Below are 16,011 nucleotides of genomic sequence, written 5' to 3' on the forward strand. Positions count from 1 at the left end.
CCGGGGCGGAATGTTTACGTAAACTTCGGTAGCGCGTACGGTGGCACCCGTCACATCGACGGGTCAAGGTTTCTCACACGTAAAGTTCCACGCGGTGTCCGCGAGGTGGAGGAGGAGAGGCGATGGGGCTGCACGAAGAGGGGAGCCCCCTGCCCGGCCACGGCGGCGCGCAGCGCGGCGGCTCGGGCATCCCCGGCGGGCGGCGCAAGCAGCGCGTGTCCATGGCCGACGTCGCGAAGCGAGCGGGCGTCTCGTCCCAGACGGTCTCCCGGGTCTCCAACGGCCACCCCGGCGTGGTCGCGGCCACCCGCGAACAGGTCTTGGAAGCCATGCGCGAACTGGGCTACCGGCCCAACAGCGCGGCACGCGCCCTGCGTTACGGCCAGTTCAACACCATCGGCGTCATCCTCCTCAACCTCTCCGCCACGGGCCGCAGCCAGACAGTGGGCGCGATCTCCACCCACGCGGCGTCGGAGGGATACGCCATCACGATGATCCCCATCGACGTGCCGACCCAGGACAACGTCCTCGGCGCCTTCACGAGGATGGGCGAACTCGCCGTCGACGCCGTCATCGTCTTCATCGAGGTGCACCTGCTCGACGCGGGCACGGTGACGCTGCCGCCCGGCGTGCCCGTCGTCGTGGTGGACACCGACTCCGGCGACCGCTACCGCGTGGTCGACACCGACCAGGTCGGCGGCGCCCGGCTCGCCGTCCGCCACCTGCTCGACCTCGGCCACGAGACCGTCTGGCACGTGGCGGGGCCCGAGGAGTCGTTCGCCGCCCAGCGCCGCGCGAGGACCTGGCGCGCCACCCTGGAGGAGGCCGGACGCCGGGTCCCCGAACCGCTCGGCGGCGACTGGTCGGCCGATTCGGGCTACGCGGCGGGCCTCGCCCTCGCCGAAGTCCCGGACTGCACCGCCGTGTTCGCCGCCAACGACCAGATGGCGCTCGGCCTCCTGCGCGCCTTCCACGAGCGGGGCAGGTCCGTCCCCGCGGACGTGAGCGTGGTCGGCTTCGACGACGTCCCCGACTCCGCCCACTTCGTCCCGCCGCTGACCACCGTCCACCAGGACTTCACGGAGGTGGGACGCAGGAGCGCGGTGGAGGCGCTGCGGCAGATCCGCGAGCGGACACCGGCCACCCCCGGCACCGACCTGGTGCCGACCCGGCTCGTGGTGCGCGAGAGCACCGCGCCGGCCCCGCGCTGACAGCCTGCCTTTGCACCCCACGAGCACGACAGCACATCGCACCGCCCGTTCGACGAGGAGGAAGATGTCACCGTCCCACCGGCCCCGGGCCGCTCTCGCCATGTCGCGGAGGGCGGCCGAGGCCGTCCTGGAGCCGTCAGCCCTCGACGCCCTCGCGCGGACAGTGGAGCTCGAACCCCCGCCAGTCCTCGACGACTTCGGCACGGACCGCGCGAAGGCCGTACTGGCCGGCGCCGAACTCCTCGTCACCGGCTGGGGCTGCCCGCCGCTCACCGCCGACGTGCTCGCGGGCGCCCCCGCGCTGCGCGCCATCGTCCACACGGCGGGCTCCATCCGCGCCCATGTCACCGAGGCGTGCTGGGAGCGCGGCATCGAGGTGTCGTCCGCCGCCGCGGCCAACGCGCTGCCCGTCGCCGAGTACACCGTCGCGATAATCCTGCTCACCGGCAAGCGCGTCCTGGAGAGCGCCCGCGACTTCCGCGCCACCCGCACGGAGATGGACTGGCTGCGCACGTCACGCGGCACCGGCAACTACCGCCGCACCGTGGGCATCCTCTCCGCCTCGCTCATCGGACGCCGCGTCATCGAACTGCTGCGCCCCTACGACCTGCGGGTCCTCCTGCACGACCCGTACGTGTCGGCGGACGACGCCGCCGGACTCGGCGTCGAACTCGTGCCGCTCGACGAGCTCTTCGCGCGAAGCGACACCGTGAGCGTCCACACCCCGCTGCTGCCCGCCACCCGCGGCCTGGTCAGCCGCGACCTGCTCGCCGCCATGCGCCCCGACACCGTGCTCATCAACACCGCGCGCGGCGCCGTCGTCGACCAGGACGCGCTCACCGAGGCCGTCACCGAGGGCCGTGTCCGCGCCGTGCTCGACGTCACCGACCCCGAAGTCCTGCCGCCGGACCACCCCTTGTGGGACGCGGACAACGCCCTGCTCACCCCGCACCTCGCGGGCTCCCAGGGCAACGAGTGGCGGCGCCTCGCGGAGTTCGCCGTGGACGAGGTGCGCCGCTGGACCGCGGGCGACGGCTTCGCCCATCCCGTACGCCGGGACAGGCTGGCGTACCTCGCATGAGCCGGCACACGACGTCACCGGCGTGGCACCTTCCGCCCCTCGACCATGACATGAGCCCGCACACCGGATACACGCGCGCCCACTGGGAGGCCGCGGCCGACGGTCTGCTGCGCGCGGCCTGGCGGTGGTCCACGCCCGGGTGCGCGCTCCTGGACCTGCCGGGCCGGCCGTCCGTGTCGGGCGTGCGCTCCGACGGTCTGGAGGGGTACGCCCGTACGTTCCTGGCCGCGGCGTTCCGCGTGGCGGGCGCCGGCGGCGAGGACCCGCACGGCTGGATCGACCGCTACGCGCGGGGCCTCGCCGCGGGCACCGCCGCCCCGGGCCGCCACGACACCGAGTCCTGGCCGCTCGTCCTGGACCACCACATACAGGGCCAGCCCATGGTGGAGTCCGCCTCCGTGGCGCTCGGCCTGCGCCTGACCCGGCCGTGGCTGTGGGACGCCCTCGACGAGCCGGTGCAGGACCGGGCGGAGGCCTGGCTGCGCGGCGCCCTGCGCCATCTGCCCGCCCCCAACAACTGGTACCTCTTCCCCTATACGGTCGCCGCCTTCCTCGAATCGGTCGGCCGCGGCGACGAGGAGACGCGGCGCGCGCGGGAGCGGGCACGGGAGCTCCTGGAGAGCTGGTACGTCGGCGGCGGCTGGTACTCGGACGGCGACGGCCGCGCCTTCGACCACTACAACGGCTGGGCGCTGCACCTGTATCCGGTCCTTGAGGCCCACCTGGCGGGCGACACCGCGCTGTTGGACCACTTCGGCCCCCGCCTCGGCTCGCACCTGGAGGGCTATGGTCACCTCTTCGGCGGCGATGGGGCCCCGGTCCACTTCGGCCGCTCCCTCACCTACCGGTTCGCCGCCGGGGCGAGCGTGGCCCTCGGCGCGCTCACCGGCCACACGCCCCTGACCCCCGGCGTCTCGCGGCGCCTCATCAGCGGGGCCCTGCGCCACTTCCTGGACCGCGGCGCGGTGGACGACGAAGGACTGCTGACCCTCGGCTGGCACGGCCCGCACGAGCCGACCGTCCAGCGCTACTCGGGCCCGGCGTCGCCGTACTGGGCGTCGAAGGCGTTCGTGGCGCTGCTGGCCCCCGCGGACCACGCGCTGTGGACGGCGACGGAAGAGCAGGCCCCCGTCGAGACGGCCGACCACGTCCTGGCTCTGCCAGGACCGGGCCTCCTGGTGCAGTCGACGCGCGCCGACGGAATCGTCCGCCTCCACAACCATGGCAGCGACGACGTGCGCCCGCACGAGGGGGAGTCGGCCGAGCAGCAGGATCCGCTCTACGGCCACCAGGCGTACTCCACGCACACCGGCCCGACGGCGCCCGGAAACATCCCCGACAACCACTTCGCCGTCGAGGTCGCCGGTGTCCCCAGCGTCCGCCGCCGCATCCACCCCTTGGGCAGCGGCCCCGACTGGGCGGCGTCCTGGCACCGCCCCGTCTTCACACAGGGGCCACCGATGGTGCCGGGCCTGCGCGTGGAGAGCGTGACGGTGGCCCGGGGCCGGTACGAACTGCGCGTGCACCGCGTGACCGGCGCCCCGCCCGGAGCCCGCGCGACCCAGACGGGCTGGGCCACGCCCCCCGACGGACCCGTGCGCAGCGCCCTGCACTCCCTGCACGGCTGGCCGGCCCGGGACGAGGTCCGCGCACCTCACGGCACGGCGTACGCGCGCTCGGTGCACGTCCCCCGGCTGACCGGCGAGGTCACGGGTCCCGCACTCTTCGCCGCCCTGGCCACCCTCACCGCGGAACCGGACCCGGCCCCGCTCTCAACAGTGGTGAGGGTGGTGCGGGCGACCTCGGAGAGCATCGAGTTCCGCTGGTCGGACGGTTCCCGGACACGCATCGGATTCAATCTGGCCGAATACCCCCTTGTGTCCAACAGTTGGGGGCCTGTTTCGCGCCACGGTTAGGTTAGGCTAACCTCTGCCGCGTGCATGAAGGTGAAGAGACCGACACGGCCACGCGCCCCCAGGGTCATCAACTGTCGGCCACGGGCGTCACCGTGGCGTACGAAGGCGTCGACGTCGTCCACGACGCCTCGATGACGCTGCGGCCCGGCGACGTGACCGTCCTGGTGGGGCCCAACGGCAGCGGCAAGTCGACGCTGCTGCGCACCCTCGCGCGGCTGCAGCGGCCCCGCACCGCCACCCTCGTCATCGACGACGGCACCGACGGCCTCGCCCTCAGCGCCCGCGAGTTCTCCCGCCACGTCGCCCTGCTCACCCAGGGACGCCCCACCCCCAGCGGTCTCACCGTGCGAGATGTGGTCGAATTCGGCCGCTATCCGCACCGCGGCCGCTGGGGCGGGGCCGACCCGGGGGGCCGGGCCGCCGTCGACCGGGCGCTCGCCCTGACCGGCGTCGCCGACCTCGCCGAACGCGGCGCCGAGCACCTGTCCGGAGGGCAGCTCCAGCGCGTCTGGCTCGCCGGCTGCCTCGCCCAGGAGACGGGCGTGCTCCTCCTCGACGAGCCGACGAACCACCTCGACCTGCGCTATCAGGTCGAACTCCTCGACCTGATGCGGGACCTGGCGGACGACCACGGGATCGCCGTCGGCGCCGTCCTGCACGACCTCGACCAGGCCGCGGCGGTCGCCGACCGGATCCTCCTGCTCGACGCGGGACGCGTCGTCGCGGACGGCGACCCCGGGGACGTACTGACACCGCGACGCCTCACCGACACGTACGGCATCCGTATCGAAGTCGACTCCGACCCCCTCACCGGCCGCCTGCGCACCCGCGCCATCGGCCGCCACCACTCGCGAAGCGAAAGGCTCAGCACCACCTCATGAGACGCCTCCTCCTCACCGCGGCGGCCGCCACCGCCGCGGCCCTCGCCCTGTCCTCCTGCGGCACCACCGAGCCCGCCGCCGACGACGCGAAGAAGACCGCGGGATCCATCACCCTCACCGACGGCACCGGCACGAAGGTGAAGCTTGACGGGCCCGCCAAGAAGATCGTCGGCACCGAGTGGAACGCCGTCGAGAGCCTGATATCCCTCGGCGTCGAGCCGACCGGCGTCGCCGACGTCAAGGGCTACAAGACCTGGGACACCGCCGCCCCGCTGAAGAACGACCCCAAGGACGTCGGCACCCGCGGCGAGCCGAGCATGGACTCCATCGCGTCCCTGAAGCCCGACCTCATCATCGCGACCACCGACCTGCCGGCCGCCGCCGTGAAGCAGATGCGGGACATCGCCCCGGTCCTCAACCTGCGCCCCGCCGACGCCGCCGACCCCATCGGCCAGATGACCGAGAACCTCGACCTCCTCGCCAAGGCCACCGGCACCGAGAAGCGGTCCGCGAAGCTCAAGAAGGACTTCGAGGCCAAGCTCGCCGAGGGGAAGAAGAAGCTCGCCGCCGCCGGTCACGCCGGCACGAAGTACGCCTTCGCCGACGGCTACGTCACCGGCAACCAGACCTCCGTCCGGCCGTACACCAGCGGCTCGCTCATCGGCGCCGTCAACGAGAAGCTCGGCCTGAAGAACGACTGGTCGGTCAAGGGCGACAAGGCATACGGCCTCGGCACCACCGACGTCGAAGGCCTCACCAAGCTCGACAAGGACGTGCAGTTCGCCTACATCGGCAACGACGGCGACAAGAGCAGCAACCCCTTCAGCGGCGTCCTGAAGAAGGACAAGGTGTGGACCTCCCTGCCGTTCGTGAAGAAGGGCAACGTCCACCGGCTGCCCGACGGCGTCTGGATGTTCGGCGGCCCCGCGTCGATGAACCAGTACGTCGACTCCGTCGTCGAGGCCCTGAAGAAGTAAGGCCCAGGAGAGTAAGGCTCTGAAGAAGTAACGCCATGGCCGTCACCGCGACCACCCCGACCACCCGTCCGTCGGCAGCCGCGTCCCGCACGGGCGCCGCCGCGGTGACGGCCGCACTCCTCCTCCTCGTCGCCGCCCTCGCGGTCGTCGACATCACCCAGGGCACGGCCGCCGTCGGCCCGTCCGAGGTGTGGAAGGCCCTCACCGGCCGGGCCGACCCCGGCGACGCGTCCGTCGTCATCGCCTCCCGGCTGCCCAGGATGACCGCGGCGCTGCTCGTCGGCGCCGTGCTCGGCACGGCCGGCGCCGCCCTCCAGGCCATCAGCCGCAACGTCCTCGCCTCGCCCGACACCCTCGCCGTCAACGCGGGTTCCTACCTCGCCCTCGGCATCGCCGCCGCCACCGGCATCTCGCTGCCGCTCCTCGCCTCCTCCGGCATCGCGTTCGCCGGCGGCCTCGCCGCGGCGGCCGTCGTCCTCGGCCTCTCCGGCCTCGGCGCGGGCACCGTCCGGCTCGTCCTCGCGGGCAGCGCCCTCACCCTCGGCCTCACCGCCGTCACCGAGGGGCTGCTCCTGCTGTTCCCGGAGGAGACGCACGGCCTCTACGAGTGGAACCAGGGCAGCGTCGCGCAGAACGGCTTCGACGGCGTCCTGCAGACCGCACCCATCGGCGTCGTCGGCCTCGTCGGCCTGGTGTTGCTCGCCCGCAGGGTCGACGCCCTGGCCCTCGGGGACGACGCGGCGCGCGGCGTCGGCGTCCCCGTCCGCGCCACGCGCGTCACCGCCGTCGTCCTCGCCGCCCTGCTCTCCACGTCCGCCGTCACCCTCGCGGGCCCCGTCGGCTTCGTCGGCCTGTGCGCCCCCGCCCTCGTCCGCCCGCTCGGCCGCAGATTCCGCGCGTTCACCCGGTCACGGGCGCGCCTGCCGCTCGCGGGCCTCGCCGGGGCGGCCCTGGTGCTCGGCTCCGACGTGCTGCTGCGCGCCCTCGTCCCCTCGGACCTGGCGGTCGCCGTACCGACAGGCGTCGTCACCAGCCTGGTCGGCGCCCTCTTCCTGATCGTCATGGCCGCGCGCGTGCGGGACACGGCGGGCGCCGCACCGCCCGACAAGCTGCGCATCCGCAGCCGTACCGCGTTCATCGGCACGACGGCCGTCCTCGTGGCCGTGCTCGTCGGCCTGACCATCGCCGCCGTGCTCATCGGCGACAGCAAGCTGCTGCTGGGCGACGTGGTCAACTGGGCGCAGGGCAGGGCGGGGCAGACCGTCTCCTTCGTCCTCGACACCCGGGTGCCCCGCGTCCTCGCCGCCCTCCTCGCGGGCGCGGCCCTCGCCCTCGCCGGCACCCTCATCCAGGCCGTCACCCGCAACCCGCTCGCCGACCCCGGCATCCTCGGCGTCACGAACGGCGCCGCGGTGGGCGCCGTCCTCCTCGTGACGACGGTGCCTGCGGCCGGATCGTGGAGCATCGCCGCCGGCGCCTTCACCGGCGCCGCACTCAGCGCGGTCCTCGTCTTCGGCCTCGCGGCGAAAGGCGGGTTCCGGCAGAACCGGCTCGTCCTCGTCGGATTCGGCGTTGCCACCGGGTCGGCGGCCGTCGTCAGCCTGCTCATCATCCTCACCGACCCGTTCAACGCGACGAAGGCGCTGACCTGGCTCGCGGGCTCCACCTACGGGCGGACCCTGCCCGACGTGGTGCCGCTCGCCGTCGCCCTCGTCATCGGCCTGGCCGTCGCGGTCGCGCGCCGCACCGAACTGGACCTCGTGTCGCTCGACGAGGACACCCCGAGACTGCTCGGCCTGCACCTGGGCCGCGGCCGCCTGGGCTTCCTCATTCTCAGCGTCCTGCTGAGCGCCACCGCCGTGGCCGCGGCGGGCACGATCGGCTTCGTCGGACTCGTCGCGCCGCACGCGGCCCGTGCTCTCGTCGGCCGCAGGCACGTCCGGGTGGTGCCGGTCGCGGTGCTCCTCGGGGCCGTCCTCGTGTGCGCCGCGGACCTGGTGGGCCGCACGGCGATCGCCCCGGCCCAGCTCGGCGCCGGACTGATGACCGCCGTCATCGGCACGCCGTACTTCCTCTATCTGCTGGTACGAAGCCGCCGCTGAGGAGGGCGGCCCGCCCGGGTGGTGTACGCGCTCCCGCGGTGGGTGGCTGTCAGGTGCGGGTAAAGTAGGTGAGCCTCGTGGGCGGCTCGGCGCCGCCCCGGCGAAGACCAATGTCTGTGGGCGTACGAAGCCCTCCCGCTCGCCCCCCTCACGACGCCGGGCGCGCCCGAGCACGACAGGTAACCCTTCTTGCCCACCTCCGCACTGTCCCCCGCCGCGCGGCTGCGCGGTCTGAAGCCCGACTGGCTGTCCGACCCGAAGGTGTGGCGCACCGAGATCCTCGGCGGCCTCGTCGTCGCCCTGGCGCTGATCCCCGAGGCGATCTCGTTCTCGATCATCGCCGGGGTCGACCCGGCGATCGGCCTCTTCGCCTCCTTCACCATGGCCGTGACCATCTCGGTCGTCGGCGGCCGACGCGCGATGATCTCCGCCGCCACCGGCGCCGTCGCCCTGGTGATCGCCCCGCTCAACCGCGAGCACGGCCTGGGCCATCTGATCGCCGCCGTCATCCTGGCGGGCGTCTTCCAGATCGCCCTCGGCGCGCTCGGCGTCGCCAAGCTGATGCGGTTCGTGCCGCGCAGCGTGATGGTCGGCTTCGTCAACGCCCTCGCCATCCTGGTCTTCATGGCGCAGGTCCCCGAGATGCACGACGTGCCGTGGGCCGTCTACCCGCTGATCGCCGGCGGCCTCGCGCTCATGGTGTTCTTCCCGAAGGCCACCCAGGTGGTCCCGGCGCCGCTCGTGTCGATCGTCGTCCTCACCGCGATCACGGTCGCCGCCGGCATCGCCGTGCCGACGGTCGGCGACAAGGGCGAACTGCCCTCCGCGCTGCCGGTCCCCGGCCTGCCCGACGTGCCTTTCACCATGGACACCCTCACCACCATCGCCCCCTACGCGCTCGCCATGGCGCTGGTCGGCCTGATGGAGTCCCTGATGACGGCCAAGCTGGTCGACGAGATCACCGACACGCACTCCTCCAAGACCCGCGAGTCCATCGGCCAGGGCATCGCCAACATCGTCACCGGCTTCCTCGGCGGCATGGGCGGCTGCGCCGTGATCGGCCAGACGATGATCAACGTGAAGGTGTCGGGGGCCCGCACCCGCCTCTCCACGTTCCTGGCGGGCTCGTTCCTGATGGTGCTCTGCATCGTCTTCGGCCCGGTCGTCTCCGACATCCCGATGGCCGCGCTGGTCGCCGTGATGGTGATGGTGTGCGTCGCGACGTTCGACTGGCACTCCATCGCCCCGAAGACGCTCAGGCGGATGCCCGCCGGCGAGATCGTCGTCATGGTCGTCACCGTGGTCTGCGTGGTCGCCACGCACAACCTCGCCGTCGGCGTCGTCGTCGGCACCCTGACCGCCACGGTGATCTTCGCCCGGCGCGTCGCCCACCTCGCGAACGTCACCGCGGCCCCCGGCCCCGACGCGCGCACCGTCGTGTACTCCGTGACCGGTGAGCTGTTCTTCGCCTCCTCCAACGACCTCGTCGGGCAGTTCGACTACGCCACCGACGCCGACAAGGTGGTCATCGACCTGACCGCCGCCCACATCTGGGACGCCTCGTCCGTCGCCGCGCTCGACGCGGTCGAGACCAAGTACGCCCAGCGCGGCAAGACCGTCGAGATCATCGGCCTGAACACGCCGAGCGCCGAGATCCACGAAAAGCTCAGCGGCGAACTCGCCTGAGACCCCTGCCCCGTTCAGTCGGCCGGGCGGCCCGGCTGGTCGTGCGTGGAGCAGTGGATGCCCCCGCCGCCGGCGGCGATGGTGTCGATCCGCACCGGCACGACGTCACGCCCGGGGAAGTGCTCCCGCAGGATGCTCCGGGCCCGGCTGTCGGCCCCGCGGTCCCCGAACCGGGGCATCAGGACGGCCCCGTTGGCGACGTAGAAATTGATGTACGTCGACACGAAGTCGTCGCCCGCGCCCGTGATCCGCGCCGGATCGGGCTGCGGCAGGCCGACGACCTCGAAGGGCCTGCCCCTGGCGTCCCTCGCCTCGCTCAGCACGGCCTTCGCCTGGTCCGCCGCGCGTGACCAGACATCGGCGGGCGTGCCGGGATGCGCCTCGTCCAGGAGCACCACGCCCGGCGCGGTGAACCGCACGAGACTGTCGACGTGCGCGTCGGTGATGTCCTGCCCGCGCACCCCGGCCAGCCAGACGACCTTCTCGATGCCCAGGGTCCGCTTCAGCTCGGCCTCGACGCGGTCCCGGCTCTTCCCCGGGTTCCGGTTGTCGTTGACGACCGAGCTCTCGGTGACGAGGAGCGTGCCCTCGCCGTCCGTCTCCAGGGACCCGCCCTCGGCGACCAGGGGAGCCTTCCTGCGGGGAATGCCGTACTGGGACAGCAGGGCGCGGCCCACCCGCGCGTCGTTGGAGTGCTCCTGCTTGTCGCCCCACCCGTCGAAATTGAGGTCGACACCGGTGACCTTGCCGTCGTCCTCCACGAACACGGGGACCGTGTCGCGGGCCCACAGGTCGTCGACGGCCAGCGGCACGACCTCGACGCCGCGCCCGCACGCCTTCCGGGCGGCGGCCACCTGGCCGGGCCGGGCCAGCATCACGACGGGCTCGTACTCCGCGACGGCACGGGCCACCCGGGCGATGTCCTCCCGTACGGAGCGCAGATCCGCGCCCCACACGGAGCGCAGCGCGGGCCACGCCATGAAGGTGCGGGCATGCCGCTCCCACTCGGCTCCCATACGCCGGCCCGAGGCCGCCGCGGCCGCCCCTTCTGCAACTTTGTCGGGCCCGCACGCCGGGGCGCCGAGGGTGACGGCGCCGATTCCGGCGAGCAGGCGGAGTGCGGATCGACGGGGCGTGAGGCGGTGGGAGAGGCGGTGGGCCACGGTGAGCTCCGGTCATCGGGCGAGGGCTTCGACTCCCGACTCTGACACGGACTGAAAATTCAGTCAAAGATGTGGGGAGCCGGACCGGTAGGGTGCGGACCCATGGCGCCCCGCACCACCCAGATCCTCGAAGCCGCCGCACGGCTCATCGCCCGTCGTGGCGTCCGCGGCCTGCGTGTCGAAGAGCTCGCCGCCGAGGCGAACGTCTCGACCGGGCTGATCTACTACCACTTCAAGGACCGCACCGGGATCCTGCGGCACACGCTCGAGTTCATCAGCGCCCGCGCCGAGCGCTACACCACCGGCCGCGCCGCGGGCGCCGAACCACTCACGCCGCGCGAGGAGCTGGAGGAGATCCTCCTCCTGGAGCTCCAGGACACCCCGGAGGTCAGGGAGAACAGCTCGGCCTGGGGCGAGCTGCGGGCCAGCGCCGTCTTCGACGAGGTGCTGCGGGAGGACCTCGCGCGGGCGACCCTGGTGTGGGTGCAGGAGGTGGCGGCCCTCATCGGCCAGGTGCGGCCGACGGCCCCCGCCCCGGCCCTCGCCGCGGCGGGCGAACGCCTCACGGCTCTCCTGGAGGGGCTCAGCATGCGCTGGCTCAGCGGCGGGCTCGGGCTCGACCACGCGCGCGAGCTGATGCGCGGAGCGGTCCGGGCCGAACTGGCGCTGCTGGAAGCGGCCTCCTGAAAATCCAGTCAGCCGATCCAGTAGCTGCCCCAGGTCTTGTGAGTGGAGTAGACCAATGGTGTACGCGCCGACGGCGCCCGCTCGAAGCCCTCTTCACAGGCCAGGCGCCCCATGGGAACCCTTGGCAGCAGTGGTCACAGCATGGTATAGACGTATGAAAGAAGTACCTCTTCGGCCCTCCCCGGCCGATGGACGGCGTACCGCCGGAAGGTCTCTCCCGTGCAAGCTGACGAACACGCTCCCGCCCCCGCTCCGGCCGCGGCGAGAGCGCGGAACACCCGCAGGGTCCTCCGGCTGCCGTATCCGGGCACGGCGCGCAGACTGCGGCGCGCGGGCATAGGGCATGTGACCGTCACGGGCTGCCGGGTCCGCGTGTCTCTCCAGGGCGAGATCACCGCACGCCAGGCCGACTCCCTCGCCGCGCAGCTGCGCGCGCTGGTCCAGGACGGCTGCCGCCACCTGACCGTCGACCTGTCCGAGGTCACCTACCTGGCGCGGGAGGGCGCGGGCGTCTTCTTCGGGACGCTCAGAGCCCTCAAGGCGGTGGAGGGCTCCTTCGCCGTACGAGGCGCGTGCCCCCGTACCGCGGCCACGCTGCACTGCCTGGGCATGGGCCGGTTCGCTGAATAGGCCCGCTCGCGGAGTGGGCCGGCTCAGACGTCCGCCGCGTTCCGCTTGGTGAAGCGATGCCACCAGTGCCGCCGGCGCGGATGCACGGCCCGGCCCAGGCGGCGGCCCAGCACGAGATAGCCCAGCAGGGCCCCCGTCGTGTTGAGGATGACGTCGTCGATGTCGAAGGTGCGGCCTGTCACGAACGCGCCCTGCGCCAGCTCGACGAGCACCATGGTCACCGCGGTGGCGAGGCCCACCCGCACCAGCCCCCGCGTGCGCGGGAGCACGACCGGCAGCAGCATCCCGAACGGCACGCCCAGCAGGATGTTCCCGCCGAGCTGCTTCACGGTGTCGCGGAACGCGGGCTGCGAGAGGTAGTCGTCGATGGAGTCACCCGGCGTGAAGTTGCTGTGCGTCAGCGCCTCGGAGCCCGCGGACGGCTCCAGCGTGAGCCGGGCGAGCACCACGGCGAACCCGACCATGCAGGCGAAGGCGACCAGCATGGTCACCGCCCTGGCCACCGGCCGCAGCGGTGCCGCGCTCCGGTGCCCGGGGTCGTCGGCCGGCGCGCCGGCTCTGGAACGATCTCTCCGTGCCATCACTGCCTCCAGGGAAGGACTGTGTGGACCGTGCCGTCCGTTCTCAGATCGGTTCGGTGCGGCCGAACAGGCCCGCGTGTCCCGGCGGGAGCTGGGTGAGGACGCGGCGCAGCAGCGCGTCGTCCGCCGCCCCCGCGACGATGCCGAGCACGGCGGTGACGGCGCGGCGCGCCTCGGCCGTGTCCTGGCCCGTCCGCGCGGCCACCGCGTCGACGAACCCCGAGGGCGGCAGCGGCTCCCCGGCCGGTTCCGCGTCGGCCAGCAGCGTCCCGCACCCGGCGGGCAGCAGCCGGGCCAGGTCGGTGCGGTCGTCCCCGACCAGGTGGGAGCCCAGGACGGCCAGCACGTTCTCCACGGCTCCCGCCGCCTGCTGACGGCTGGTGAAACCGCCTCGCTCCCGCACCTGTTCCAGCAGCTCTTCCAGGGATATGCCCATGCTGAGCTCCTTTCGGTCCGGCGCTGGTCAGCCGCTCACATAGCGGCGTACGTTGTCGATGTCTCCGCAGCGCGCCCGCAACTGCCGGCAGCGCTCCTCGGCGAACGCGGCGCCGAGCCGGACCCGGCATTCGCGCGTGACGCTCTCCCGGGTGTCCACGAGCAGCGTCCCTTCCGTCTCCCGCGTGTACTCGGTCACCGCCGTGACGAGTTCGTCGAGTCTGTCGTCCCAGGCGTGCGGGGCGCCCGCATGGGCGTCGAACAGATCGAGCAACGCCTCCGCGCCCTCCTCGTGCGCGGCCACACCGCGTTCGATGACCTCCTGGTCGATGCCTTCGTACCGGGTGAGTTCGGGATAGACCTCGGACTCCTCGGCGCTCACGTGGGCGACGTACAGATCCGCGAACTCGTGGAGCGCGTGGGAGCGGACGGTCTCCGTGCCGTTGCGCAGCTGGCCGAGCAGATCACCCGCGATCCGGTGGTCCTTGAGGATCAGCTCGACCACGTCCTGAGATGGGGACATCAGTGCCTGCCTCTCTGGTCCGTTCTGGCTCCGATACCCGGAGCGGGCAACCTGATGCGTGGTGTGCGCGAGGGGAGTGACATGTCTCCCCGGGGGGACCGTGCGCGTTCCACCTCCACCGTGAACTGTGCGCCGGCGAGCAGGGCGAGGTTGGAGACCCACAGCCACACGAGGAAGACGACGACGCCCGCGAGGGATCCGTACAGCTTGCCGTAGGTCCCGAAGACGGTCGCGTACAGCGTGAACAGGCCCGAAGAGAGCAGCCAGAGCAGGGCGGACAGCATTCCGCCGGGCAGGATGTGGCGCCAGCCGCGGGCGGCGGGCGGCGCGTTGCGGAACAGGACGAGGACGAGTGCCAGCACCAGACAGACCAGCGCGGGCCACTTCAGGACGGCCCACGCCGTCTGCCCCGCGTTCCCGAGGCCGATGCGCCGCCCCACACCCTCCGCGATCCCGCCCGTGAGGACGAGCAGCAGCGCGCTGGCGACCAGCAGGGCGAGCAGCGTCAGCGCGGTCATGAGGACCCGGTGCGCCTTCCGCAAGGTGGGCCGGCAGTCCTCGACCCCGTGCATCGCGTGCAGCGCCCGGCGGAACACGGCCGCGTAACTGGAGGCTGACCACAGCGCGCTGACCGCACCGGCGATCACCACCGTGAGCGCCGCGGAGCGCGCCTCCGCCATCTCGCTGAGCGCCGAGTTCAGGGAACGGCCCGACTCCGCGGGCGCCCAGTCGGTGACCTCGGCGATGAGCTCCTGGGTGGTGGCGGGGCTGACGAGACTGATGAGGCTGACGGTGACGAGCAGCGCGGGAAGCACCGCGAGTATCGCGTAGTACGTCAACGCCGCCGCCCAGTCCGACACGTCGTCGTTCCACATCGACACGGGCGTGCGGCGGAGCGCGGTGCGTCGCAGGGGCCACGTCGAGGGGGCGGCGGGGCGGGCGGGCGGTGAACTGTCCATGAGGGCCGCTCTTTCTCGCGTCTCGGCGGCGCGGGTGCCGCCTTCCTTCCCTTGCCCTTGTTCGGACACGCGGCGCGGGGCGGTGTGACGCGGGGACGCGTCGCCCCGGGGCGGAAAACAGAAGCCCCGGACCCATGTGTGCGGAGTCCGGGGCTTGTCCTGAGCGCTGGGCAGGCCTTGCACCTGCATTTCCCCGCAGGAAGCGGGGCGTCTTTCCTTGGACGACCAACGCCTGTCCCTCGACCGGAAGTCCGGCCCGAGGAGGCGATATTGATCTTATCGCATGGCAGCGGGTGCTGCGTACGCGTCGGCCCCGAGCAGGCGCGTCATCGCCTCGGCGGCCCGCACGGCCGCGTCGGCACAGCAGTTGTTGAACAGGACGTGGACCTCTTCGGCCCGCTCGGCGAGGGCGTGCAACCGGGGCAGCCACTCGGCGAGTTCGTCGTCGGAGTACGCGTACCGGAAGCGGTCCTCCTTGCTGCCGCGCCCCCACGCGGCACTGCGGCCGTGGAAGCGCACGACGGCCAGCCGGGAGCGCGTGACCGGCGCGTACGGCGGCAGGGCGGACGGCAGCGACTGGTTCATGTCGACGGCGACCGCCGCCATGCCGTGGTCCGCCAGGAGCGCCCGGGTGGCCTCGGCGTTCTCCCCGCGCCACCAGTCGGGATGCCGGAACTCCACCGCCACCGGCCAGCCCCGCGTCCGGCGCGCCGTCGCCGCGATGAACTCCTCGGCGCGCTCGCCGGGCCGCAGCCACGGAGGGAACTGGAACAGCACACTGCCCAGCCGCCCGGCGCTCCGCAACGGCTCGATCCCGGCGGTGAACCGCGCCCAGGCCTCCGCGAGGGCCTCCTCGCTCCGGTTGTCGGCGGGCAGTTCGGCCGGCCAGTCGGCGGGCAGCGTCACCCGGGACGTCGGGTGCCCGGTGAGCAGCGAGAACGCCTTCACGTCGAACGTGAAGCCGTCCGGCGTCCGCTCCACCCACAGCCGGCTGTTGCGTTCGCGGGGCAGCGCGTAGTAGGTCGAGTCGACCTCGACGACGGGGAACCGCTCGGCGTAGTACCGCAACCGCCCCGCGGCGTCCCGCTGCCCGCGCGGGTACCAGCCGCTGCGCACCAGCGCCGGATCGGTCCAGGAACAAGTGCCCACAAGGATGTTGCTCATAGAGGCCCGGTACCC

At 72.6% G+C, this 16,011-nt stretch carries 15 protein-coding genes; 9 read left to right on the forward strand and 6 right to left on the reverse strand.

Annotation, left to right across the window (positions count from 1 at the left end; translation table 11 throughout):
• The first annotated feature begins 122 nt into the window (after positions 1–122).
• The 7 genes from ACZ7LU_RS02470 to ACZ7LU_RS02500 all read left to right on the forward strand — a co-directional run bounded on the left by ACZ7LU_RS02470 (position 123) and on the right by ACZ7LU_RS02500 (position 9,854).
• On the forward strand, positions 123–1,211 hold the full coding sequence (locus ACZ7LU_RS02470) for a LacI family DNA-binding transcriptional regulator (RefSeq protein WP_471148109.1): 1,089 nt from the start codon (positions 123–125) through the stop codon (positions 1,209–1,211).
• A gap of 64 nt (positions 1,212–1,275) precedes the next feature.
• Positions 1,276–2,292, forward strand: a complete 1,017-nt coding sequence (locus ACZ7LU_RS02475) for a hydroxyacid dehydrogenase (RefSeq protein ID WP_471915430.1) — start codon at positions 1,276–1,278, stop codon at positions 2,290–2,292.
• A 50-nt stretch (positions 2,293–2,342) separates the two neighbouring features.
• Complete coding sequence (locus tag ACZ7LU_RS02480; RefSeq protein WP_471915431.1) at positions 2,343–4,208, forward strand: DUF2264 domain-containing protein; 1,866 nt, start codon at positions 2,343–2,345, stop codon at positions 4,206–4,208.
• Between the two features lie 20 nt (positions 4,209–4,228).
• The gene (locus ACZ7LU_RS02485; protein WP_471915432.1) at positions 4,229–5,089 is read left to right on the forward strand and encodes an ABC transporter ATP-binding protein; all 861 of its coding nucleotides are present in this window, start codon (positions 4,229–4,231) and stop codon (positions 5,087–5,089) included.
• Positions 5,086–6,066: an ABC transporter substrate-binding protein gene (locus tag ACZ7LU_RS02490; protein WP_468561173.1), complete on the forward strand. Its 981-nt coding sequence runs from the start codon at positions 5,086–5,088 to the stop codon at positions 6,064–6,066. Before ACZ7LU_RS02485 ends, ACZ7LU_RS02490 begins: the two co-directional genes overlap by 4 nt.
• 35 nt (positions 6,067–6,101) lie before the next feature.
• Positions 6,102–8,168, forward strand: a complete 2,067-nt coding sequence (locus ACZ7LU_RS02495) for an iron ABC transporter permease (protein WP_471915433.1) — start codon at positions 6,102–6,104, stop codon at positions 8,166–8,168.
• Between the two features lie 189 nt (positions 8,169–8,357).
• Complete coding sequence (locus tag ACZ7LU_RS02500; protein ID WP_471915434.1) at positions 8,358–9,854, forward strand: SulP family inorganic anion transporter; 1,497 nt, start codon at positions 8,358–8,360, stop codon at positions 9,852–9,854.
• A 14-nt stretch (positions 9,855–9,868) separates the two neighbouring features.
• On the opposite strand, the gene ACZ7LU_RS02505 is transcribed toward ACZ7LU_RS02500, so the two are convergent.
• Complete coding sequence (locus ACZ7LU_RS02505) at positions 9,869–11,017, reverse strand: agmatine deiminase family protein (protein ID WP_471915435.1); 1,149 nt, start codon at positions 11,015–11,017, stop codon at positions 9,869–9,871.
• 102 nt (positions 11,018–11,119) lie between these two features.
• Between ACZ7LU_RS02505 and ACZ7LU_RS02510 the strand changes: the two genes are divergently transcribed.
• Together ACZ7LU_RS02510 and ACZ7LU_RS02515 are read left to right on the forward strand one after the other, a co-directional pair.
• Positions 11,120–11,704, forward strand: coding sequence for a TetR/AcrR family transcriptional regulator (locus ACZ7LU_RS02510; RefSeq protein ID WP_398309473.1), 585 nt, complete (start codon positions 11,120–11,122; stop codon positions 11,702–11,704).
• Positions 11,705–11,923: 219 nt separating this feature from the next.
• Positions 11,924–12,334, forward strand: a complete 411-nt coding sequence (locus ACZ7LU_RS02515; RefSeq protein WP_398309470.1) for an STAS domain-containing protein — start codon at positions 11,924–11,926, stop codon at positions 12,332–12,334.
• 23 nt (positions 12,335–12,357) lie between these two features.
• Here the strand turns inward: ACZ7LU_RS02515 and ACZ7LU_RS02520 are convergent, their stop codons facing one another.
• The 5 genes from ACZ7LU_RS02520 to ACZ7LU_RS02540 form a co-directional block, all read right to left on the reverse strand.
• On the reverse strand, positions 12,358–12,915 hold the full coding sequence (locus ACZ7LU_RS02520) for a VanZ family protein (RefSeq protein ID WP_471915436.1): 558 nt from the start codon (positions 12,913–12,915) through the stop codon (positions 12,358–12,360).
• A gap of 43 nt (positions 12,916–12,958) precedes the next feature.
• Positions 12,959–13,351 carry a DUF2267 domain-containing protein gene (locus ACZ7LU_RS02525; RefSeq protein WP_468561185.1) on the reverse strand — a complete coding sequence of 131 codons (393 nt, stop codon included), beginning with the start codon at positions 13,349–13,351 and terminating at the stop codon, positions 12,959–12,961.
• A 27-nt stretch (positions 13,352–13,378) separates the two neighbouring features.
• Entirely contained in the window at positions 13,379–13,873 is a 495-nt protein-coding gene (locus ACZ7LU_RS02530) for a hemerythrin domain-containing protein (RefSeq protein ID WP_468561187.1), read from the reverse strand.
• A complete protein-coding gene (locus ACZ7LU_RS02535) occupies positions 13,873–14,832 on the reverse strand; it encodes a YihY/virulence factor BrkB family protein (RefSeq protein WP_471915437.1) in 960 nt (319 codons plus the stop codon). Before ACZ7LU_RS02535 ends, ACZ7LU_RS02530 begins: the two co-directional genes overlap by 1 nt.
• Before the next feature lie 276 nt (positions 14,833–15,108).
• Complete coding sequence (locus tag ACZ7LU_RS02540) at positions 15,109–15,996, reverse strand: DUF72 domain-containing protein (RefSeq protein WP_468085423.1); 888 nt, start codon at positions 15,994–15,996, stop codon at positions 15,109–15,111.
• Positions 15,997–16,011: the final 15 nt, after the last annotated feature.

The sequence above is a fragment of the Streptomyces sp. NPDC039462 genome (assembly GCF_055639375.1).